Below are 21,427 nucleotides of genomic sequence, written 5' to 3'. Positions count from 1 at the left end.
TGATGATGGACCAGCGCGGGCACCGCGGTGCGCCAACACGCCCACTCGGAGGGGGAGTTACTTCGATGTTGACGGGCAGGTGTTCCATCGCCACCCGGCCCGGCCCGCGCCCGTCCGCGTGGCGCCCGCGTCGCGCCCCCATCGCCCCCGCGCGGGCGGGGAATTGCCGACCGGGCCCGGCGGGGCCCGGAATGCCGTCCCCAAATCGCCTGTGGGAGCGCTCCCGGACCATGGCCGGAATTCAGTCCAACTGAAATTCCGTATAAGGGAATGAGCGACCATGGGAATTCCGCGCTCGATGCCGGTCCCGGCACATTACGGAGCGTCAGATTCCGACGGCGTTTCAGATTCCGCGCGCGGCGGGCGGGCCGCCGGGCTCAGATCCCGTGCTTCTTCAGGATCGCCTCGATGTCGCTGAAGTCCTCCCCGCCCGAGGCGCCCTTCGCCTTGGCGGCGGGCCGGGGCGCGGAGCCGCGCCCGGCGCCCAGGGAGGGCGCGGAGGCCCCCGGGGCGACCGCCTCGCCCCGGGCCGCCGCGGCGGCTCTGCGCTCCTTGCGGGTGCCGCCCTCGGAGCGCCGCTCGGCGAACCGGGTGACGGAGAAGAGCATCCAGGCGATGCCGAGCAGACCGAAGCCCGCCCAGACCGTCGGCTTGAAGACGATGCCGGACACCCAGCCCACGACACCGGTCATGACCAGGGCCACGGGCACCAGCGCGTAGGCGGCGATCCGGGTGGCCGACAGGAAGCGCTTGCGGTACGCCGTGACGGCGGCGATGCCCAGTCCGGCGGCGGACGCGGCGGAGCAGACGGTCTCGGCAAGCATCCGGTTCCTCCAGACATGGGGGGTGTGGCCCTTCCATCCTGCACCGCGGCGGGCCGTCCGGGCCACGGTGCGCCGGGACATCAGGGAGATCTCCGGGGCGGATCCTCCCCAGGTCCCGGTTGGGGCCCCTCGGGCGGGGCTGGAAGACTGGCCTCATGAGCGAGACCACCCCCGAAACCGGCTCCGCCCCCGTCGTCCTCGACGTGTGGTGCGAGCTCCAGTGCCCCGACTGCCACGCCGCCCTCGACGACGTCCGCGCCCTGCGGGCCCAGTACGGCGACCGGCTCGACATCCGGCTGCGGCACTTCCCGCTGGAGAAGCACAAGCACGCCTACGCCGCCGCCCAGGCCGCCGAGGAGGCGTTCGAGCAGGGCCGGGGGTGGCCGTACGTGGAGGCCGTCCTCGCCCGCACCGGGGAGCTCGGCGAGCGGGGCGAGCGCGTTCTGCTGGACACCGCGCGGGAACTCGGCCTGGACGCCGAGGAGTTCGACACCGCCCTCATCGACGGCCGGCATCTGCTGATCGTCGACGCCGACCAGGCCGAGGGCAAGGCGATCGGCGTCACCGGCACCCCCACGTACGTCATCGACGGCGAGCGTCTGGACGGCGGCAAGAGCCAGGAAGGCCTGCGCGCCCGTATCCAGGAGATCGCGGACCGGCTGCTGGACGCCTGAGTGACCCGGCCGTCCCTCAGAGGAGCGCCTTGGCGCGGTTGTACTCGACCGGCCGGTACCCCAGCGACTCGTACAGCCGCAGGGCCGGGATGTTGTCGGTGAAGACGTGCAGGGCCAGCGTGGACAGCCCGTCGGCCAGCGCCGCCCGCTCGGCCAGCAGCATCAGGGACCGGCCGTGGCCCCGGCCCCGGTGCTCCTCGGCGACGGCCACGTCGTACACATAGGCGCCCGGCCCGTCGTCCGGCCGCCGCCGGGCCACCCAGACGTGCCCGACCACGGCGTCGCCGCTGACCAGCACCTCCAGATGGACGCCGGGCGTCGCCAGGCCGTCGGGGAGCAGTGCGCGGTGGTCGGCCTCGGCCTTGGCGCGGGCCTGGTCGGCCGGGACGCCCCGGGCGATCCAGCTCCGGGCGTAGTTCTCCTGCTCGTCGTGGTGCCAGACGGTGAACTCGGCCCGGGTCATCGGCCGCCCCGTGACCGAGTCGGGCAGGGCGGGCGGCTCGGCGGGCAGCGGCTTGGCCAGGACGCGGCTGCGCTCGGTGTAGCCGAGCGCCTCGGCCAGCCGCAGGGCCGCCACGGCGTCCGCGGGCACCGCGGCGCGCACCTGGGTGCAGCCCCAGCCGCGCAGCACCTCCTCGGCGGCGAGCACCGCGACGGTCCCCCGGCCGCGGCCCCGGTCGGGCTCGGCGACCCGCAGCTCGCTGATCACCCCCATGGCGGGGCCGAACGCGGGATCGGTGGCGAGGGTGATCGTCCCGACGCGTCTGCTGTTGACGCAGATGTCGTACGTACGGAAGGCGGCGCCGTCGGCGCCCTGCTGGAGCGGCCCGGTCGGCCGGATGGTGGTGGTCATCAAGGCCGTTGTACCTGCCGGGCCGCCGTCCGTCACCGGATTTGTCGGGATGCGGGGCTCCCGGGGGGCCGTTACGGGTCCAGGTCGGAGGCGGCCCGCTCGTCGAAGACACGCATCGCCTTGGCGGTGACCGGGCCCGGGGTGCCCGTCAGCTCCCGGCCGTCGACCCGGCACACTGCCTGGACGTCCCGGAGCGTGGAGGTCAGGAAGACCTCCTCGGCGCTCTCCAGCACCGTCAGGGGCAGGTCGGTCTCCTGGGCGCCGGTCCACTCCACGACCAGCTCGCGGGTGATCCCGGCGAGGCAGCCGGAGGCGAGCGGCGGGGTGTGCAGCTGTCCGTCGACGACGACGAAGACGTTGGATCCGGTCCCCTCGCAGAGCGCGCCGACGGTGTTGCCGAAGAGCGCCTCGCTCGCGCCCCGCTCATGGGCGCGGGCCAGCGCGACGACGTTCTCGGCGTACGAGGTGGTCTTGAGGCCGGCGACGGCGCTGCGCTCGTTGCGCGTCCACGGGACGGTGATCACGGCGGTGGTGTCGGGGCGCCGGGTGCTCTCGCCGAGGGCCACCACCAGGGTGGGGCCCGCGTCGCCGCGGTCGGAGCCGAGCGGCGAGAGGCCGCCGGTGTAGGTGATCCGCAGCCGGCCGAGCGCGACCGGGTTGGCCTCCAGGACGGCGGCGCAGGCGCGGCGGACCTCGTCCAGGTCGGGGTCGGGCAGCCCGAGGCCGCGGGCCGAGCGGGTCAGCCGGGCGAGATGGCGGGTGAGCGCGAAGACCGTGCCCTCCCGCGCCTTCACCGTCTCGAAGATGCCGTCGCCCACGGTCATCCCGTGGTCCAGGACGGACACCTGTGCGGCGTCGGCGTCCCGCAGTCCGCCGTTCACCCATATCTGCATCTACGCGGTCCTTCCACTCGGCGTACGAGCGCCCGACGCTACCGCGAGGAGCCGCTCCGCCTTCAGCTCGGTCTCCGCCCACTCGCGCTCGGGGTCCGAGCCCCAGGTGATGCCCGCGCCGGTGCCGAAGCGCAGGACGCCGTGCGGGCGGTCGATCCAGAAAGTGCGTATACCGACGGCGAGCTCACCCCGGCGCCGGTCGGCGTCGACCCAGCCGATCCCGCCGCAGTAGGGGCCGCGCGGGGCGGTCTCCAGCGCCTCGATGATCCGCAGCGCGCTGGACTTGGGCGCCCCCGTCACCGACCCGGGCGGGAAGGCCGCGTCCAGGAGCTCCTGCCAGCCCGCTCCCCCGCGCAGCTCGCCGCGGACGGTCGAGACGAGGTGGACCAGGCCCGGGTGCGGCTCGACCGCGCAGAGTTCGGGCACGGTGACCGAGCCGGTGGCGCAGACCCGGCCCAGGTCGTTGCGGACCAGGTCGACGATCATGACGTTCTCGGCGTGGTCCTTCTCCAGCAGGTCCTCGGCCGTGCGGCCGGTCCCCTTGATGGGCCCGGACTCGACGACCTGTCCCGTACGCCGAAGGAACAGCTCGGGCGAGGCGGTGGCGATCTCCACGCCGTGCGCGGGCAGCCGGATCGTTCCCGCGTAGGGCGCCGGGTTGCCCCGGGCGAGCAGGGCGGTGAGCGCGTCGACGTCGGCGCGGGCCGGGTCGGGCAGCGGCGCGCTCAGGACGCGGCAGAGGTTGGCCTGGTAGACCTCGCCGGCCGCGATGTGCTCACGGATCCTGCGTACGCCCGCGGTGTACGCGGCGCGGTCGAGCGAGGACGTCCAGTCACCGGCGGCGGGCCCGCGCCAGGCGCCCGGGACGGCGGCGGGCACGGGGGCGGGCCGTACGTCCGCGAAGCGGGCGCAGACGAGCCGGCCCTCGAAGTCGGCCGCGACCGCCCAGAAGCCGGAGGAGTCCAGCGCCTCCGGGTCGGCGGTCACATCGCGGAGATCGGAGGCGAGGAGCCCGCCGAAACGGGCCAGAGGAGCGAGGTCATGCACGGTTGTGAGTCTAGGGGCGCCGCCGCGCGCCCGCCCCGGACCGCGCGGACCAGGGACGACACCGGGTGCGGGGCGGGCCCGGGGGCGGGTGCGGGGCGGGCACACCGCAGCACGCTGCACAAACGCGTTTTTGTACTGGCCCGGGAATCCGCTAGAGTTCAACACGTCGCCGGGACGCGCAAGCGGAACGGAAACGACAAGCGGACGTGGCTCAGTTGGTAGAGCATCACCTTGCCAAGGTGAGGGTCGCGAGTTCGAATCTCGTCGTCCGCTCGATGTGGGGGATCTTCCCGAACCCCTGCTCTCACTCCTGGTGGAGTGGCCGAGAGGCGAGGCAACGGCCTGCAAAGCCGTCTACACGGGTTCAAATCCCGTCTCCACCTCCAAGGACGATTAGCTCAGCGGGAGAGCGCTTCCCTGACACGGAAGAGGTCACTGGTTCAATCCCAGTATCGTCCACTGGATCTTCTCGAAGATCTGTACCCGCGCGATTAGCTCAGCGGGAGAGCGCTTCCCTGACACGGAAGAGGTCACTGGTTCAATCCCAGTATCGCGCACGCAGTAGGCAGTACGACCCGGTCCGCAGCCGTCCTGTATGGTTCTGACCGATCCCGCGCGATTAGCTCAGCGGGAGAGCGCTTCCCTGACACGGAAGAGGTCACTGGTTCAATCCCAGTATCGCGCACAGCCCGGAGCCCCCGGCCTTCTCGAAGGCCGGGGGCTTCGTCGTGCGACCGCGGGCGGGCCAGGACGACGGGCCGGGTCGACGGTCGGGCTCGACGGTCGGCTCGACGGTCGGCTCGACCAGTCAGGACGAGAAGAGCATGTGCCCGAAGCCCTTGTGGCGCTTGTGGCCGTAGTGACCGCCGTGGCCGCCGCCGTGCTGCGGGGCGCCCCAGGCCGGGGCGTGCGGGGCCTGGGCCGGGTAGCCCTGCGGGGCCGGGGGCGCGGGGTAGGCCTGCGGGGCGGGCGGGGCCTGCTGCACCCACTGCGACTCCAGCCGGGTCAGCGACTCCAGCTCCCCGTAGTCGAGGAAGATCCCCCGGCAACCGCTGCACTGCTCGATCTGGACACCGTTGCGGTTGTACGTGTGCATGGGCGCGTGGCACTTGGGACACTGCATGACCGGCTCAACTCCTCGCCGTTACTTCCGATGGGCAAGCAGCACCCTACGTCGGGCCGCCTCCCGGTGGCTCGGGCGGGAGTGCCGCGACGCGGGCACAGCTCTCGATCATGATCAGCTCCGCCTCGTCCGGCGCGCGCCGCTCACGGGCGCACTTGGCGAGGGCCAGGGCCGCCGTCTGTACGGTCAGGGCGCGGGCGGGCACGTCGAGTTGCGGCCATGGATCGCCCGCCGCGGGGACGGCGGGGCCGCCCGCCTCCCGGTACGCGGCGAGGAAGCGGGCCCAGTCGGCGGGGTCGAGCAGGCCCGCCGCGTACCAGGCGGCGGGGCGCGCCAGGTCCCAGGCCGGTGCGCCCAGTCCCAGGTCGTCCACGTCGATGAGCAGCCAGTCGCCGGTGCCGGCCGGGTGGCGCACGAGCTGGCCGAGGTGGAGGTCGCCGTGGCAGAGCCGGGCGGGGCCGGGGTGGGGGGCCTCGTCCCCGGCCCACGCGGGAAGTTGGCTCCAGGCCCGCAGCACGGCGTCCCCCGCCGCGTCCCGGACCCCGGCGGCCCGCATCCGCGCCACGGCCCGGGCGGCCTTGAGGGGGCCCCGCATGGCGGGCAGCGGTCCGGGCAGCGCGGCGGCAGCCACCCGGTGCAGCCTCGCCAGGAGCCGCCCGGCCCCGGCCCAGGGGGCGCTGTCGGGGTCGGCCGGGTCGACGGGGGTGCCGTGGGGCCAGAGGGTGACGGGGGTGCCGTCTGGGCCGAGGGTGCCGGGGACGGTGGCGGGCGGGGCCGGGGGCGGGGCCGGGGTCCCGAGGGGCGGGAGGAGCACGCCGTGCAGGAGGGGGTGGGCGGCGACGGCCAGCCGGACCCCTAGCGCGGTCCGATCCGTGTCAGGGGCATGCGCTTTGGCTACGACGGGGCCGTGCCGGACGACTGTGCCGTCGGGGCGGTGGGCGAGGACGTCGGGGCGGGGGTCTTCGGGTGCCGCTGCCCCGCTCTCGCGTGCCGTGTCCGCGCCGCGAGCGTCATACGCGTCACACGCGTCGCACGGGCGGTCGGGCTCGGTGGCGTGCGCGGCCTTGCGGGCGGCTTCGGCCAGGGTGGCGAGGAGGGAGGGGGGCATGGGGCGGGGCTCCGGGGGTGGGGGCTTGTACGGGTGAGGGTACGGGGGGGTTGGGCCCGGGGGTCTGGTGCGGGTGGGTGGGGGGTGCTCGCGCAGTTCCCCGCGCCCCTGGGGGTTGGGGGTGCCCGGGACGTTGGCGCGGCCTCTGGGAGGTTGGTGGTCCGGTGCGGGTCGTGGGGGGTGCTCGCGCAGTTCCCCGCGCCCCTGGGGGGTTGGGGGCGCCCGGGATATTGGCGCGGCCCCTGGGAGGTTGGTGGTCCGGTGCGGGTCGTGGGGGGTGCTCGCGCAGTTCCCCGCGCCCCTCCGGGGGGGGGTTGGGGGCGTCCGGGGCGTAGGGCCGGGGTCGGCTGTAGGGGGCGTACGAAAAGGCGTTGCCCGATCGGCTCCCCAGCCGGTCGGGCAACGCCTTTTTCTGCCGTCCGCCGCACCCCCGTCCCCACGGGGCTGAAATGGCCGGATGTCCCCGACCCGGTCCGCTCTACCGGGTCCGGGGCGCCGCTCAGCGCCCCAGCATCACGCCCACGGACGACGCTTGTGTGACCACCGCGTCCCAGCCGCCGAAGACGACTGTCAGCAGGGCCGCCAGGGGAAGGGCCATGGCCGTCGCCACCAAGGGGTGGCGCGGACCGGACCGGCGGGCGCCGGACGCCGAGGCGTCAGCCCTGCGTCCTCGCGTGCGGAAGACCGTCCGCGTTGCCGTGTCCGCCATGGTCCCTCTCCTGTCGAATTGGCAGCGGCGGGCGTTTGACCTCGGGGGACGAGTGCTACGCCCACCGCTTGACCACAACAGTAGGGAAACGGCGGACCCCGGGCGTCATGCCCTCGTACCGATTGCCGGGCCTCCCAGGGGATGAGTGGGTCCCCACTCCCGTACTCCCCTGGGTGGAGACGCGGGTGCAGGACTTGGGGTCTTCCCGGAGGGGACGGGCCCGGGGCCGCCGGTGAAGTCACCCCGGGTGCGCCCCCGGGGTGACTTCACTCACTTCCACCACCCCACCGCGGACCACCGTCTCCACCCCGCCACCCGCCCGGCATGCCACCACTTCGTACGTGCGTGTCGTCCCGCCCGCGTCCACGACCGTCTCCACCCGGTGGCCCCTCACTGATCCAATCCCCCTTGTGCGACGCGCCGTTGGGACCACGCCCGCGTCAGCACGCCCGCCGGCGCGGGCTGCTGACCGCTCCTCACGTTTCGCGCCCGGCACTGACAATCGATCGGGGCGAGAGGGCGCGGCCTATGAGCACACCGGCCCGGGGGTACGTAAGCTGTGCCACGTCAACAGGACCGGGCAGCGGGGATGAAAATGGCGATGATGCGGCTCCGGCGCGAGGACCCGCGTGTCGTCGGCTCGTTCCGGCTCCACCGGCGCCTGGGCGCGGGTGGCATGGGTGTCGTCTACCTCGGCTCCGACCGGCGCGGCCAGCGGGTCGCGCTGAAGGTGATCCGTCCGGACCTCGCCGAGGACCAGGAGTTCCGCTCGCGCTTCGCACGCGAGGTGTCCGCGGCCCGGCGCATCCGCGGCGGCTGCACGGCCCGCCTCGTCGCCGCCGACCTGGAGGCGGAGCGCCCCTGGTTCGCGACGCAGTACGTGCCGGGCCCCTCGCTGCACGACAAGGTCGCCGAGGAGGGCCCGCTGGCCGCGGCCGAGGCCGCGGCGATCGGCGCCGCGCTCTCCGAGGGCCTGGTGGCGGTGCACGAGGCGGGGGTGGTCCACCGCGACCTGAAGCCCTCCAACATCCTGCTCTCCCCCAAGGGCCCCCGGATCATCGACTTCGGCATCGCCTGGGCGACCGGCGCCTCCACGCTGACCCACGTCGGCACGGCGGTGGGCTCGCCCGGCTTCCTCGCCCCCGAGCAGGTGCGCGGCGCGGCGGTCACGCCCGCCACGGACGTCTTCTCGCTGGGCGCGACGCTGGCGTACGCGGCGATGGGCGACTCGCCCTTCGGGCACGGCAGTTCGGAGGTCATGCTCTACCGGGTGGTGCACGAGGAGCCGCAGCTGCACGGGGTGCCGGACGCGCTGGCGCCGCTGGTGCGGGCCTGTCTGGCCAAGGACCCCGAGGAGCGGCCCAGCACGCTCCAGCTCTCGATGCGGCTCAAGGAGATCGCCGCCCGGGAGGCGCAGGGCGGCTCGCTGGAGGCGCGCCCGCCCGCCCAGCGCGACCGCTCCGAGGCGGAGCGCGCCACCGGGCGTCTGAACGAGCGCACCGAGCGGTACGAGCACGACGAGCGCACCCAGCGCTACACGGAGAGCGGCCGGGGTACCGGCGCGGGCCGGCGGGAGCGTGCTCCACGCGGCTCCGCGCCGCGCACCGGCGGCACGCGCCCGCCCGCGCCCCGGGGCGCGGGCCGCTCCGGGAGCCGTACGAACGGCACCAACGGGACGGCCGGCCGTCCCGGCACGCGTCCGGGCGCCCGGACCGGCACGGGCCGGCTGCGTCCGGCCAACCCCCGGCTGCTGCGCCAGCGACTGATCGTGTTCTTCGTGGTCACGCTGATCGTGGCGCTGGGGATCGCGGCGGCGCAGCAGTTGTAGCCGGCCTTTACGCGGGGCGGCCCGTCGCCACCGCGTAGAAGGCGACGGCAGCCGCCGCGCCCACGTTGAGCGAGTCGACGCCGTGGGCCATCGGGATACGGACCCATTCGTCGGCCGCGACCAGGGCCTGGGTGGAGAGCCCGTCGCCCTCGGCGCCCAGCATCAGGGCCACCTTGTCGAGCCGGTGGGGCGCGGCCTCGTCGATGGCGGAGGCCTTCTCGTCCGGGGTGAGGGCGAGCAGCCGGAAGCCCGCTTCGCGTACCGTCGCCAGGCTCTTGGGCCAGGACTCCAGGCGCGCGTACGGCACGGAGAAGACGGCGCCCATGGAGACCTTCACCGAGCGGCGGTAGAGCGGGTCGGCGCAGTCCGGCGAGAGCAGCACGGCGTCCATGCCGAGGGCGGCGGCGCTGCGGAAGATCGCGCCGATGTTGGTGTGGTCGTTGACGGCTTCCATCACGGCGACCCGGCGGGCGGTGGCCAGGATCTCCTCGGCCGCCGGCAGCGGCTTGCGCTGCATCGAGGCGAGGGCGCCGCGGTGCACGTGGTAGCCGGTGACGCGCTCGGCGAGGTCGGGGCTGACCGCGTAGACGGGCGCGGGCAGTTCGTCGATGACGTCGCGCATGACGTCGACCCACTTGGCGGAGAGCAGCATGGACCGCATCTCGTAACCGGCGTCCTTGGCCCGTCTGATGACCTTCTCGCCCTCGGCGATGAACAGGCCCTCGGCGGGCTCGCGCCTGCGCCGCAGCTCGACGTCGGTCAGGCCCGTGTAGTCGCGCAGGCGCGGGTCGTCGGGGTCGTCGATGGTGATGAGATCAGCCACAGGGTGATACTGCCTTGTCCTGGGTGTGGTGCCAACGGCCCGGACCGAGATCCGTTACCGCCGGTTACATGGTCGGGAGCGCGGGACCCACGGCGACCACGTCACCGATCACGATGACGGCCGGCGGCCGTACGTCCTGCGTGGTCACAGTCTCCCCCACGGTGGCCAGCGTCGCGTCGACGCGGCGCTGGGCGGCGGTGGTGCCCTCCTGGACGAGGGCCACGGGCGTCTCGGGGCTCTTGCCGTGGGCGATCAGCGTCCGGGCGATCGCGCCGATCTTGTCGACGCCCATCAGGATCACCAGCGTGCCGGTCAGCCGGGCGAGCGCCTCCCAGTCGACGAGCGAGCGCGGGTCGTCGGGCGCCACATGACCGCTGACCACGGTGAACTCATGCGCCACGCCCCGGTGGGTGACCGGGATGCCGGCCGCGCCCGGCACCGAGATCGAGCTGGAGATGCCGGGGACGACCGTGCAGGCGATGCCCGCCTCGGCGAGGGCGTGCAGCTCCTCCATGCCGCGGCCGAAGACGTACGGGTCGCCGCCCTTGAGCCGGACGACGGCCTTGCCCGCCTTGGCGTGCTCGATCAGCGCGTTGTTGATGGCCTCCTGGGCCATGAACCGGCCGTACGGGATCTTCGCCGCGTCGATCACCTCGACGTGCGGCGGGAGTTCGTCGAGCAGGTCGCGCGGGCCGAGCCGGTCGGCGATGACCACATCGGCCTCGGCGAGCAGCCGTCGGCCGCGCACCGTGATCAGGTCGGGGTCGCCGGGGCCGCCGCCGACGAGGGCGACGCCGGGGGTCCGGTCGCGGTGGTGCGGGGCGACCAGGGTGCCGTCGCGCAGCCCCTCCACCACGGCGTCGCGGACCGCTGCGGTGCGGCGCGGGTCGGGGGCGCCGCCGGTGAGCACGGCGACGGTGACGCCCTCGGTGCGGCCGGTGGCCGGGGTCCAGGCGGTGGCCTGGGTGGCGTCGTCGGAGCGCACGCACCAGACGCGGCGCCGCTCGGCCTCGGCGGAGGCGCGCCGGTTGGCCTCGCCGTCGCTGCTGGCGACCAGGGCGTACCAGGCGTCCGCGAGGTCGCCGTCCTGGTAGCCGCGGCGGTGCCAGGTGATCTCACCGGCGTCCGCCATGGCCTCCACGGAGGGGGTGGCGCTCGGGGAGACCAGGACGACGTCGGCACCGGCCGCGATCAGGGCGGGCAGGCGGCGCTGGGCGACCTGGCCGCCGCCGACGACGACGACGCGGCGGCCGGTGAGGCGCAGGCCTACGGGGTACGCGGGGTGTTCTGCCATGGCGGGTGGCTCCAGGTGCGGCGTCGGCGGAGGCCGGGGCGTCGCCCCGGGCCCCATTGTCTGCGGACCGTCGCCCGGTGCGCCCGCGCGTTCCGCACTGCGGGACGGGTGGGCACACCGGGTACGACCGTGGCTACTTCTCGGTGACTCCGGCCGAGTCGAAGGTCGCGACCTCGTGCATGGCACGTGCCGCGCTCTGGACCAGCGGCAGGGCCAGCAGCGCGCCGGTGCCCTCGCCCAGCCGCAGATCGAGGTCGACCAGCGGGCGCAGACCCAGCTTGTTCAGCGCCGCCGCGTGGCCGGGCTCCGCGCTGCGGTGGCCCGCGATGCACGCCGCCAGGGACTCCGGGGCGATGGCCCGCGCGACCAGGGCCGCGGCGCCCGCGGAGACACCGTCCAGGATCACCGGCGTACGCAGCGAGGCGCCGCCGAGGATGAAGCCGACCATGGCGGCGTGCTCCAGGCCGCCGATCCCGGCGAGGACGCCGATCGGGTCGGCCGGGTCGGGGCTGTGCAGCTCCAGGGCGCGGCGGACGACATCGACCTTGCGGGCGTGAGTCTCGTCGTTGATGCCGGTGCCGCGGCCGGTGACCTCGGCCGGGTCCACGCCCGTGTAGAGGGAGATCAGGGCGGCCGACACGGTGGTGTTGGCGATGCCCATCTCACCCGTGAGCAGCGCCTTGTTGCCCGCCGCCACCAGGTCACGGGCGGTCTCGATGCCCACCTCGACGGCCGCGACGACCTCCTCGCGGGTCATGGCGGGCCCGGCGGTCATGTCGCCGGTGCCGGGGCGCACCTTGCGGGGCAGCAGCCCCGGGGTGGCCGGGAGTTCACTGGCCACGCCCACGTCGATGACGCAGACCTCGGCGCCGACCTGGTTGGCGAACGCGTTGCAGACCGCGCCGCCGCCCAGGAAGTTGGCGACCATCTGGCCGGTGACCTCCTGCGGCCAGGGGGTCACGCCCTGGGCGTGCACCCCGTGGTCACCCGCGAAGATGGCGACGGCCGCGGGCTCCGGGATGGGCGGCGGGCACTTGCGGGACAGGCCGCTGAGCTGTGCGGAGATGATCTCCAGCATGCCGAGCGCGCCGGCCGGCTTGGTCATCCGCTTCTGCCGCTCCCACGCCTCGCCGAGCGCCTTGGCGTCCAGCGGGCGGATCCCGGCGACGGTCTCCTGGAGCAGGTCGTGCGGGTCCTCGCCGGGCAGCGCGCGGCGGCCGTACGTCTCCTCGTGGACCACCCAGGACAGCGGGCGCCGCTTGGACCAGCCCGCCTGCATCAGCTCGGGCTCCTCCGGGAACTCGTCCACGTACCCGACGCACAGGTAGGCGACGACCTCCAGGTGCTCGGGCAGGCCCAGCGCGCGGACCATCTCGCGCTCGTCGAAGAAGGAGACCCAGCCGACGCCGAGGCCCTCCGCGCGGGCGGCCAGCCACAGGTTCTCGACGGCGAGCGCCGAGGAGTACGGGGCCATCTGCGGCTGGGTGTAGCGGCCCAGGGTGTGCCGGCCGCCGCGGGTCGGGTCGGCGGTGACCACGATGTTGACCGGGGTGTCGAGGATGGCCTCGATCTTCAGTTCCTTGAACTGCTTGGCCCGGCCCTTGGGCAGCGACTTGGCGTACGCGTCGCGCTGGCGCTGGGCGAGCTCGTGCATGGTGCGGCGGGTCTCGGCGGACCGGATGACCACGAAGTCCCAGGGCTGCGAGTGGCCGACGCTCGGGGCGGTGTGCGCGGCCTCCAGGACGCGCAGCAGCACCTCGTGCGGGATCGGGTCGCCGCGGAAGCCGTTGCGGATGTCGCGCCGCTCGCGCATGACGCGCAGCACGGCCTCGCGCTCGGCGTCCGCGTAGCCGGGAGCCGGGGCGCCCGCCTCGGCAGGGGCGTCCTCGTCGTCGTCGACGGCGGGGGCGGCCACCTCGGCCGGGAGCTCACCCTGCTCGACGGCGGCAGCGGCGGCCGGGACGATCTCCTCGGCCGTGTCCTCGTCGTCCTCGATGATCACGGGGGCGGGGGTCCGCTCCTCCGGCGCGTCCTCGGCGGCGGGCGGCAGGGGAGCCGCCGGGGCCGGCTCCGGCTGCGGCTCCGGCTGCGGGGCGGGGACGGACTCGGAGCGGGGTACGGGCACGACGGGCGTCGCGGCTGCCGGGGCGGCCACGGCCTGCGGCTCCACCGCTTCCTCCACGGGAAGCGGGGACGGGGCCTGCTCCGGGACCTCGTCGGCGGGAACGGGCGCCGCCGCGGGCGCGGCCTGCGGCGTGACGGCGACGGGCTGCGGCCCGCTCGCGGCCGGCACGGCGACGGGCTCGGCCACCTCCTGGGGGGCTTCGTCCTGCGCCACGGCGACGGCCGCCACCTGAACCACGGGCTCGGCGGCCGGCTCGGCCACCGGCTGCGGCTCGGCCGGGCCGCCTTCGGGCTGCGGGGCCTGCGCCGGGAGCTCGGCGGACGCGGCGGCCGGGGCCGCCACCGGCTCGGCCACGGACGCCGCAACGGCGTCGGACACGGGAGCGGGCTCGGACACCGGAGCGGGCTCGGCGGCCGGGGCCGGCGCGACCGGGTCGGCGGCCGGCGGGACCGGCTGCGGTCCGGCCGGGACCGAGCCCTCCACCGGCACGAACTGACCGGCGGCGGGCGGCTGCACGGCCGCCGCCGGCATGGCCGGCGGCATCGCGATCGGCGTCCCGGCGGGCGCCGACTGCTCGGCGGCGACGGCGGGCGCGGGCGCGCCGACCGGCGCGAGTTCCTCAGGGACGACCGTTTCTGCGCCGCCGACCAGACCGTTCTGGGACTGCTGGGGCTGCTGGGGCTCCGGCTGCGCAAGGGGCTGCTGTGACTGAACGGGCTGCGGCTGGGCGGGCTCCGGCTGCGGGGGCTGCGGCTGGGCGGCCTCGGCGGCGACGGTCTCGGGCGCCACCGGCTCGACTGCGGCGGGCTCGGCGACGGAGGGCTCGGCCGCCACCGGCTCGGGCTGCGGGACCGCCTGCGCGGCGGGCTGCGGCTCGGGCGCGGGCTGCGGCTCGGCGGTCCTGGCGGCCTCCTGCGGCGCCACGGACTCCCACGGCGTCGCACCCTGCGGGGGAAGCTCGCTCAACTGGGGCGCGGGCACCGGCGCGGCCGGCTCCTCGCGGGGTACGTCGAGGTACTCCGGACCGGTGGCCGCCCCGGAGGTGCGCACCGGCACCGGGTTCGCGGGGGCGCCCGCGGCCGGACCCCGGTCGGCCAGCGACCGTACGATACCACCGGAGGCGTCCGGCACCGGCGGGCCCATGTGCAGCGGGCGGCGGGCGGTCGGGGGCGCCGTGGACGCGGGGGCGGCCGGGGCGCGGACGGCACCGAGGTCCACCGAGCCGGAGTCGCGGCCACCGGCCTCGTGGGCGCCGGGCTCGGCGGCCTGCTCCGGGGCGGCGTGGGCGGCGTGCGCCGGGGCCGGCACCGGTGCGGAGGCCGCGAGCGGGGCGGGCGCGGAGTGCGGGTCGATCCAGGCGCCCTGGGCGCCGGGCATCAGCAGAAGGTCGTCGTCGTCCGCGCCGAGCGCCGAACCGTCGGAGGGGTCGAGGAAGGTGTACGCGCCGGGAGCGGGGACGGCCGGCTGCTCCACCATGCCTGCGTCCTCCGGCAGTCCCTCGCCCGGGACCTGGCCGGTGTCAGTCATGCGTACCCCTCGTCCATCTGTAGTGCTTCTTCGGCCTGCGCCCGGGGACCGCCCTCGCACGGCACGCCCCGCACCCGTCGACAACAACGAGCGGGCACGCCGCGCGGTGCGAGCGGCCCGCGGACACACAGCATTCTCGCGGGAGATCGCCGACCTGGCGCCCCGTCTCGGCCACGGAACGTGTGGGGTGCGCCACGTTGCGCTCCACCGGGATCCGACGTACCGCGACAGGGCCCCAAACCGGTTTCCCATTCCGGACATTGACGAACGTAGCGCCGAACGGCCCGGTGCGGTACAACAGTCGGCCAGCCTACCCCGGACGACACGCCGGAGAGATCACGGGGACCTTTCCGGGCGCCTTCCGGAGAGCAGGAAAGCGACCGAGCGTTCGCGTTCCGACCAGGCGCTCGTATCCAGTTCCACGGACTGGAGGAGGGCGCACTCCACGTCGTATCCGCCGGCTTCGAGGGCGGCGCCGATCGCCTCGGCGCCGTCGCGGGTGGCGGCGTGCGCGACGATCCGCTCCGGGCGGCGGTCGGCGCACGCGGCGACGACCTGGGCTCCCCCGCCGCCGACGCGGACGACGTCGGGCTCGGGCAGCGACTCCAGGACGTGCGGGGCGCGGCCCGCGACGACCTGGACCTGCACACCGAAGCGACGGGCCGCCGCCTCGGTACGGGCGCAGGCGTCCGGGTCGGCGTCGACGGCGATGACGGCGGCCCCGAAACGGGCGGCCTCGGCGGACAGCGCCCCGCTGCCGCAGCCGATGTCCCAGACGAGGTCGCCGGTGCGCGGGCCGAGCCGGGCGAGCTGGGCGGCGCGCAGATCGGCGGACTCGCCGGGGCCGAGCCCCTCGCCGTAGGCGTGCGCGGGCAGCGCCCAGCCGCGGACCTGCCGCGGGTGGCCGGGGTCGCGTCCGGCGATCCAGCCGGCGCCCGCCGCCGCGCCCTGGCCGCCGCCGATCACTATGACCAGGTTGGGGTCGCGCCAGGCGTGGTCGGCGACCTTGTCGGAGGTGAGGACGGTGACCTGTTCGCGATCGCTGCCGAGCTCCTCGCAGATGACGAAGGTGCGGTGGACGCCTTCGAGGAGGAGGGCCAGTTCGACGGGTCCGGCGCCGGGCGAGGTGAGGACGGCGACCTTGGTGTGCGCCCGGCAGACGTTGACGGCGCGGCGCAGGGTGCGGCGGTGCGCGACGACGATCTGGGCGTCGTCCCAGGGCATCCCGGCCCGGGCGAAGGCCGCGGCCACGGCCGAGACCGCGGGCACCACCTCGACCTCCAGGCCGTGTTCGGGGGCGCGCAGGGTGCGGACGACGCCGAAGAAACCGGGGTCCCCGTCGGCCAGGACGACCGCGCTGCCGCGGTGCCCGGCGATCCGGCGGGCGGCGAGGTCGACGCTGCCGAGCCGGATGCGCTCGGCGCGCGGGGGCACCTCGGGCAGCGCCAGATGGTGGGCGGCGCCGGCCACCAGGGTGGCGGCGGACAGCGCGGACCGGGCCGCCGAGGTGAGCGGCGAGCCGTCCCAGCCGATCACCGTGACGCGGTCGGCCATCGTCGTCAGTCTCCTGGAGTTGTCGCAGGTCGGCGCGGTCCCGGCGGGTCCGGCCAGGGTGAGGTTACCTGGTGCGGGGCGGGCGCGGGCGGGGTGAGCGGGGGTGGTGGCCGGTTCAGTTCCAGTCGGCGAACGAGGCGTACCCGGCGTCCGCGAGCTGGTCGGCGACGCCGTCGAGGTCCTCGGGGAGCAGGCTCCACACGATCAGGTCGGTGCGGATGTCCGTCCAGCCGCCGTCCTCGGTCTGGCTGCGCGCTATCCAGGCGTTGCGCAGCACGCCCTCGCTGATGCAGCCGATCTTCTGGGCGACCTGCTGGGAGGCGGTGTTGTCGGCGGCGGTGCGCAGCTCGATGCGTTCGAAGCGCTGGTCGCGGAAGAGCCACTGCGCGGCGGCGAGCACGGCCTCGGTGGCATAGCCCTCGCCGCGCGCCCAGGGCGCGATGACGTAGCCGACCTCGGTGGCCAGGGTGCGCCAGTTGGTGTTCTGGAGGTGGATGACACCGACGAGGCGCTGGGTGAGGAACTCGGTGACGGCGAAGACGATGCCGCGTCCCGAGGTGCGCTCGGCGGGGGCGTGCAGCCGGACGAACTCCAGGGCGTCGCGGGCCGTGTACGGGTGGGGCACGGAGGTCCAGGCGATGACGTGCTCGTCGTTCATCATCTCGATGTGCGCCGGGATGTCGTCCTCGTCGAAGGCGCGCAGCACCAGCCGGTCGGTGCTGATGGAGATGTCCGGGAACACCGGGGTCGGGGTAGTCATGTGCCGCTCCATGCCGGGGGACGGTCGTCAGGCCGTAAAGGCACAGCATGCAGCATCGGCGCGGGGATGTGCATGGCCGGGGTTGTGCCATCGGGGCGGCCGGGCGCGCCGGGGCCCCGCGCACCGGTCGGTGTGCGGGGCCCGTGGACGGTGGCCGGAACTGACCGGCCGCGGTCAGGACTTGACGGCGCCGAAGGCCGGGACGACCGAGCCCTGGTACTTGTCCTGGATGAACTTCTTGACCTCGGCGGAGTTGAGGAGCTCGGCGAGCTTCTTGATCCGCGGGTCGGCCTCGTTGCCCTTCTTGACGGCGAGGAAGTTGGCGTACGGGTTGCCCTCGGCCTTCTCCAGGACGAGCGCGTCCTTGGCGGGGCTGAGCTTGGCCTCGATGGCGTAGTTGCCGTTGATGACGGCGGCGTCGACGTCGTTCAGGGCGCGGGGCAGCGTGGCCGCCTCGATCTCCTTGAACTTCAGGCCCTTGCTGTCCTTGATGTCGGAGAGCTTGGCGGAGGTGCCGACGCCGTCCTTGAGGGTGATCAGCCCGTTGCCCGCGAGCAGTTGCAGGGCGCGGCCCTCGTTGGTGGTGTCGTTGGGCACCGCGATCGTCTGCCCGGAGGCGATCTCCTTCGCCGACTTGGTCTTCTTGGAGTAGAGGCCGAGCGGCTCCAGTTCGACGTTCACGACCGGCACGATGGTCGTGTTGTTCTTCTTGTTGAAGTCGTCGAGGTAGGGCTTGTGCTGGAAGAAGTTGGCGTCGACCTGGCCCTGCTGGGTGGCGGTGTTGGGCAGCACGTAGTCCGTGAACTCCTTCACCTCCAGCTTGAGTCCGGCCTTCTCCGCCAGGTTCTTCTTGACGAAGTTCAGGATGTCGGCGTGCGGCGTCGGGGAGGCCGCGACGACGAGCGTCTGGGACGGGTCGGCCGAAGCGCCCTTGGCGGACGAGGACTTCGGGTCGGAGGAGGTGCCGCAGGCGGTCAGGCCGAGAGCGAGGGCGGCGGTGGCGGCGGCAGCCGCGGTGAGCTTGATGTTCTTACGCACGAAAAGTGCCTCTTTCTGGTGGTGCGGTGGGTCGCCCGGACAAGGAGTGCGGGCTCTGGTGGAGAGGAGGTCAGGAGGTGCGGCCCCGGCGGGCCAGCAGGCGTACGGCGCCGTCGCCGATCAGCTGGACCACCGTGACGATGGCGATCAGCACCCCGACAGTGACGAGCATGAACGGGGTCTCGAAGCGCTGGAAGCCGTAGGTGATGGCCTTGGAGCCGAGGCCCTCGCCGCCGACCGCGCCGGCCATCGCCGAGTAGCTGACGAGTGTGATCACCGTGGTGGTGAGCGCGGCGATCAGTGAGGGCAGGGCCTGCGGGAGCAGCACCTTGCGCACGATGGTCGGGATGGAGCCGCCCATCGACTGGACGGCCTCGACCAGCCCGTGGTCGACCTCGCGGATCGCGGTCTCCACCAGCCGGGCGAAGAACGGGATGGCGCCGACGGCGAGCGGCACGATCATCGCGGTGGGGCCGATGAAGGTGCCGACCACCCAGGTGGTGAAGGGGATCAGGGCGATCAGCAGGATGATGAACGGCATCGAGCGGCCGATGTTCACGATCACGCCGATGACCTTGTTCACCGGGCGGTTCTGGAGGAGGCCGCCCTTGTCGGTGAGGACGAGCAGCACACCCAGCGGCAGTCCGCCCGCGACGGTGACCAGGCTGGACCACAGCACCATGTAGAGGGTGTCGATGGTTCCCTGGGACAGCAGCGGCTGCATCTCGGACCAGCTCACTTGGCACCTTCCTTGACCAGGGCGGCGGGCTGCGCCTGCGCCGGGATCTCTGCTTCGGCCGCTTCGTCGGCGTCGACCACGTCGACCTGGAGGCCCTGTTCGCGCAGGAAGCCGACCGGGACGACGTTCTCCTCGTACCGTCCGGGCAGCTCGATGCGCATCCGGCCGATCTGCCGGCCGCCGACGGTGTCCATCGCGGCGCCGAGGATCGAGACGTCGACGTTGTACGTACGCGACAGCTGCGAGATGACCGGCCGGGTCGCGGCCTCGCCGTGGAAGGTCACGTCGACGACGGTCCGTTCGGGGCCGGTGGCCTCGCCGGTGACCGGGAACAGTTCGGCGGCGAGTTCGGAGCCGGGGGTGGCGAGGAGTTCGCCGACGGTGCCGGACTCCACGATCCGGCCCCGCTTCATCAGCGCGGCCGAGTCGCAGACCGTCTTGACGACGTCCATCTCGTGGGTGATGAGCAGGACGGTGAGGCCGAGCTGCTGGTTGAGGTCGCGCAGCAGCTGGAGGATGGAGCGGGTGGTCTCCGGGTCGAGGGCGCTGGTCGCCTCGTCGGAGAGCAGCACCTTGGGGTCGCCGGCGAGCGCCCGGGCGATGCCCACGCGCTGCTTCTGGCCGCCGGAGAGCTGGGCGGGGTAGGCCTTGGCCTTGTCGGCGAGGCCGACCAGGTCGAGGAGTTCGAGGGCCTTGCGGGAGCGCTCCTTGCCGGAGACGCCGAGGATCTCCAGCGGCAGCTCGATGTTGGCCTGCACGGTTCGCGCGGAGAGCAGGTTGAAGTGCTGGAAGACCATGCCGATGCGGCTGCGCGCCCGGCGCAGCTCCTTGCCGGCGCGCCGGCCGCGCCCGGCGAGCACGGTGAGGTCGACGCCGTCGACGGTCACCGTGCCGGTGGTCGGCCGCTCCAGGAGGTTGACGCAGCGGATGAGGGAGGACTTGCCGGCGCCGCTCTGGCCGATGACGCCGAAGACCTCGCCCTCGCGGACATGGAGGTCTACGCCGTCCAGGGCGGTGACCTCACGGCCGCGCGACTGGTAGACCTTGGTGAGGCCCGTAGTGGTGATCACAGGATTTCCGTCACTGTCGAGTGCGCGGCGCGGTGTCCGCCGGGCACGGGGCATTCGTGTTCGGGACGCGTCACAGCCACATCGGTGGTAACCGGGAGGCATGGCGTGCGCGGGCATGGCTCATGGGTCTCGCTTCGGGGCGCGAGGCTCAGGCGGGGGCCCTCAGAAGGCGCACATTCGACACATACAACGAGCACCGGGCGCGTTCATCGCCTCGGTCGCAAGGGTGCGGCTGCTCGTCGTGGTCATGCGTGAAGTAAAGCAGAAGGAGCTTGGAACGGATCCATGCTGTCCGGATAGCGGACAGCATTCGCCCACCATACGGACGCGACCGGGAAGGCCGGGGAGCGCTGAAGTCGTCCGGGTGGAGGCCGCTCTCCCCAGTCTGGCCTGGTCCGATGCCCGGCGCGACGGCTTTCCGGCGCCGGCGCCGCCAGGCCCCCTCCCCCGGGCGTCCTGTGGCCAAGGCCACGGCGGCGCGCCCGGACCGGCCGACGGCGCCCGGGGCGGGCGCATCGGGCGCTTCGGGCCGTAATACGCTCGTTCCCATGCTTGACGCCCTGACGGTCGCGGTCGCCGCCGCCGCGCTCGCCCTCGCCGCCTGGTGCGGCTTCGCCGCCTACCGGGACCAGCCCACCAAGGACTGGCACTTCATCGGTATGGCCGTGGTCTCCGTGCTGGCCCTGGCGCAGCTGGTGGTCGGCCTGGTGCAGCTGGGGCGCGGCGAGCGGCCCGACCAGGGCATGGCGATCTTCATCGCCTATCTGGTCGGCTCCTTCGCGGCCGTCCCAGCGGCCGGTCTGCTGTCGCTGAGCGAGCGGACCAAGTGGGGCTCGGTGACGGTCTCGGCCGGCGCGGTGGTGCTCGCGGTGCTCGAAGTGCGTCTCTACGACATCTGGGGAGGGTGACCGTGACCGAGTCGACCACCGAGTCCACCGGCCGTGACGAGTCCGGCCGCAGGCGGCTGGGCAGCGGCCCCGGCCGCGTTCTGGTCTGGTTCTACGGGGTGTTCACCGTCGCCGCGGCCTCCCGCTCGATCGTCCAGATCGTCCAGGACTTCGGCAGGGCCCCGCTGGCGTACGTCCTGTCGGCGGTGGCCGCCGTGGTGTACGGGTTCATCACGTTCTCGCTGGTGCGCGGCGGCGAGCGGCTGCGGCGCACCGCGCTGGTGTGCTGCGCCGCCGAGCTCGTCTTCGTCCTGACCGTGGGCACCTGGACACTCGCGGACACGTCCGCGTTCCCCGATGCCACGGTCTGGTCGGACTACGGTGCCGGCTACGTCTTCATCCCGGTGATCCTGCCGGTGCTGGGCATGCTCTGGCTGCGCCGGAACCGGGAGACGCCCTAGGTGTGTTGTCCGGACAGGTTGGTGACGCGGCTGGCTGGGGTTTGACCTGCGATGCCGGTGTGGGGTCGGTGATAGTTGTACCAGTTGATC

Annotated in this window: 19 protein-coding genes and 5 tRNA genes; 9 read left to right on the top strand and 15 right to left on the bottom strand. The window is 73.9% G+C overall.

The window, feature by feature from the left end; genetic code table 11:
* Positions 1–377 precede the first annotated feature (377 nt).
* Positions 378–824: a hypothetical protein gene (locus ACZ5ID_RS35505; protein ID WP_468906526.1), complete on the bottom strand. Its 447-nt coding sequence runs from the start codon at positions 822–824 to the stop codon at positions 378–380.
* 155 nt (positions 825–979) lie between these two features.
* Between ACZ5ID_RS35505 and ACZ5ID_RS35500 the strand changes: the two genes are divergently transcribed.
* Positions 980–1,498, top strand: coding sequence for a DsbA family protein (locus ACZ5ID_RS35500; RefSeq protein WP_468906523.1), 519 nt, complete (start codon positions 980–982; stop codon positions 1,496–1,498).
* A gap of 16 nt (positions 1,499–1,514) precedes the next feature.
* Here the strand turns inward: ACZ5ID_RS35500 and ACZ5ID_RS35495 are convergent, their stop codons facing one another.
* From ACZ5ID_RS35495 to ACZ5ID_RS35485, 3 genes are all read right to left on the bottom strand, one after another.
* On the bottom strand, positions 1,515–2,351 hold the full coding sequence (locus ACZ5ID_RS35495; protein ID WP_468906520.1) for a GNAT family N-acetyltransferase: 837 nt from the start codon (positions 2,349–2,351) through the stop codon (positions 1,515–1,517).
* Positions 2,352–2,422: 71 nt separating this feature from the next.
* Positions 2,423–3,244 (bottom strand): aminotransferase class IV, encoded by an 822-nt coding sequence (locus ACZ5ID_RS35490; protein ID WP_468906518.1) that lies wholly within the window; start codon positions 3,242–3,244, stop codon positions 2,423–2,425.
* On the bottom strand, positions 3,245–4,291 hold the full coding sequence (locus ACZ5ID_RS35485) for a chorismate-binding protein (protein ID WP_468906516.1): 1,047 nt from the start codon (positions 4,289–4,291) through the stop codon (positions 3,245–3,247).
* A gap of 200 nt (positions 4,292–4,491) precedes the next feature.
* Between ACZ5ID_RS35485 and ACZ5ID_RS35480 the strand changes: the two genes are divergently transcribed.
* From ACZ5ID_RS35480 to ACZ5ID_RS35460, 5 genes are all read left to right on the top strand, one after another.
* A tRNA-Gly gene (locus ACZ5ID_RS35480) sits at positions 4,492–4,564 on the top strand.
* A 39-nt stretch (positions 4,565–4,603) separates the two neighbouring features.
* Positions 4,604–4,677, top strand: a tRNA-Cys gene (locus ACZ5ID_RS35475).
* Between the two features lies 1 nt (position 4,678).
* A tRNA-Val gene (locus ACZ5ID_RS35470) sits at positions 4,679–4,750 on the top strand.
* Positions 4,751–4,776: 26 nt separating this feature from the next.
* Positions 4,777–4,848 (top strand) — tRNA-Val (locus ACZ5ID_RS35465).
* Positions 4,849–4,904: 56 nt separating this feature from the next.
* Positions 4,905–4,976: transfer RNA gene (locus ACZ5ID_RS35460), tRNA-Val, on the top strand.
* 123 nt (positions 4,977–5,099) lie between these two features.
* Here the strand turns inward: ACZ5ID_RS35460 and ACZ5ID_RS35455 are convergent.
* The 3 genes from ACZ5ID_RS35455 to ACZ5ID_RS35445 all read right to left on the bottom strand — a co-directional run bounded on the left by ACZ5ID_RS35455 (position 5,100) and on the right by ACZ5ID_RS35445 (position 7,231).
* The gene (locus tag ACZ5ID_RS35455) at positions 5,100–5,414 is read right to left on the bottom strand and encodes a TFIIB-type zinc ribbon-containing protein (RefSeq protein WP_468906513.1); all 315 of its coding nucleotides are present in this window, start codon (positions 5,412–5,414) and stop codon (positions 5,100–5,102) included.
* A 46-nt stretch (positions 5,415–5,460) separates the two neighbouring features.
* A complete protein-coding gene (locus tag ACZ5ID_RS35450) occupies positions 5,461–6,522 on the bottom strand; it encodes a phosphotransferase family protein (protein ID WP_468906510.1) in 1,062 nt (353 codons plus the stop codon).
* Positions 6,523–7,021: 499 nt separating this feature from the next.
* Positions 7,022–7,231: a hypothetical protein gene (locus ACZ5ID_RS35445; protein WP_468906507.1), complete on the bottom strand. Its 210-nt coding sequence runs from the start codon at positions 7,229–7,231 to the stop codon at positions 7,022–7,024.
* Positions 7,232–7,826: 595 nt separating this feature from the next.
* Between ACZ5ID_RS35445 and ACZ5ID_RS35440 the strand changes: the two genes are divergently transcribed.
* On the top strand, positions 7,827–9,059 hold the full coding sequence (locus ACZ5ID_RS35440) for a serine/threonine-protein kinase (protein ID WP_468906505.1): 1,233 nt from the start codon (positions 7,827–7,829) through the stop codon (positions 9,057–9,059).
* Positions 9,060–9,066: 7 nt separating this feature from the next.
* Here ACZ5ID_RS35440 and ACZ5ID_RS35435 read toward each other — a convergent pair whose 3' ends face one another.
* The 8 genes from ACZ5ID_RS35435 to ACZ5ID_RS35400 all read right to left on the bottom strand — a co-directional run bounded on the left by ACZ5ID_RS35435 (position 9,067) and on the right by ACZ5ID_RS35400 (position 19,989).
* A complete protein-coding gene (locus tag ACZ5ID_RS35435) occupies positions 9,067–9,882 on the bottom strand; it encodes a TrmH family RNA methyltransferase (protein WP_406555243.1) in 816 nt (271 codons plus the stop codon).
* A gap of 64 nt (positions 9,883–9,946) precedes the next feature.
* Positions 9,947–11,176, bottom strand: a complete 1,230-nt coding sequence (gene cobA, locus ACZ5ID_RS35430; RefSeq protein ID WP_468906502.1) for a uroporphyrinogen-III C-methyltransferase — start codon at positions 11,174–11,176, stop codon at positions 9,947–9,949.
* 133 nt (positions 11,177–11,309) lie between these two features.
* Positions 11,310–14,828, bottom strand: coding sequence for a nicotinate-nucleotide--dimethylbenzimidazole phosphoribosyltransferase (cobT, locus tag ACZ5ID_RS35425; RefSeq protein WP_468906499.1), 3,519 nt, complete (start codon positions 14,826–14,828; stop codon positions 11,310–11,312).
* A 336-nt stretch (positions 14,829–15,164) separates the two neighbouring features.
* Positions 15,165–16,382, bottom strand: a complete 1,218-nt coding sequence (gene cbiE / locus ACZ5ID_RS35420; protein ID WP_468906497.1) for a precorrin-6y C5,15-methyltransferase (decarboxylating) subunit CbiE — start codon at positions 16,380–16,382, stop codon at positions 15,165–15,167.
* Positions 16,383–16,497: 115 nt separating this feature from the next.
* A complete protein-coding gene (locus ACZ5ID_RS35415) occupies positions 16,498–17,154 on the bottom strand; it encodes a GNAT family N-acetyltransferase (protein ID WP_468906494.1) in 657 nt (218 codons plus the stop codon).
* Positions 17,155–17,316: 162 nt separating this feature from the next.
* Positions 17,317–18,180, bottom strand: coding sequence for a MetQ/NlpA family ABC transporter substrate-binding protein (locus ACZ5ID_RS35410; protein WP_468906492.1), 864 nt, complete (start codon positions 18,178–18,180; stop codon positions 17,317–17,319).
* 70 nt (positions 18,181–18,250) lie between these two features.
* Complete coding sequence (locus ACZ5ID_RS35405; protein ID WP_468906489.1) at positions 18,251–18,919, bottom strand: methionine ABC transporter permease; 669 nt, start codon at positions 18,917–18,919, stop codon at positions 18,251–18,253.
* On the bottom strand, positions 18,916–19,989 hold the full coding sequence (locus ACZ5ID_RS35400; RefSeq protein ID WP_468906486.1) for a methionine ABC transporter ATP-binding protein: 1,074 nt from the start codon (positions 19,987–19,989) through the stop codon (positions 18,916–18,918). Before ACZ5ID_RS35400 ends, ACZ5ID_RS35405 begins: the two co-directional genes overlap by 4 nt.
* A gap of 548 nt (positions 19,990–20,537) precedes the next feature.
* On the opposite strand from ACZ5ID_RS35400, the gene ACZ5ID_RS35395 reads away from it, so the two are divergent.
* Complete coding sequence (locus ACZ5ID_RS35395) at positions 20,538–20,897, top strand: hypothetical protein (protein WP_406552217.1); 360 nt, start codon at positions 20,538–20,540, stop codon at positions 20,895–20,897.
* A 2-nt stretch (positions 20,898–20,899) separates the two neighbouring features.
* The gene (locus ACZ5ID_RS35390) at positions 20,900–21,337 is read left to right on the top strand and encodes a hypothetical protein (protein ID WP_468906482.1); all 438 of its coding nucleotides are present in this window, start codon (positions 20,900–20,902) and stop codon (positions 21,335–21,337) included.
* The last annotated feature ends 90 nt before the right edge of the window (positions 21,338–21,427 follow it).

It is taken from the genome of Streptomyces sp. NPDC031670, from assembly GCF_055580545.1.
The sequence above is the reverse complement of the archived record's forward strand: the minus strand, read 5'-3'. Positions and strand labels throughout refer to the sequence as shown.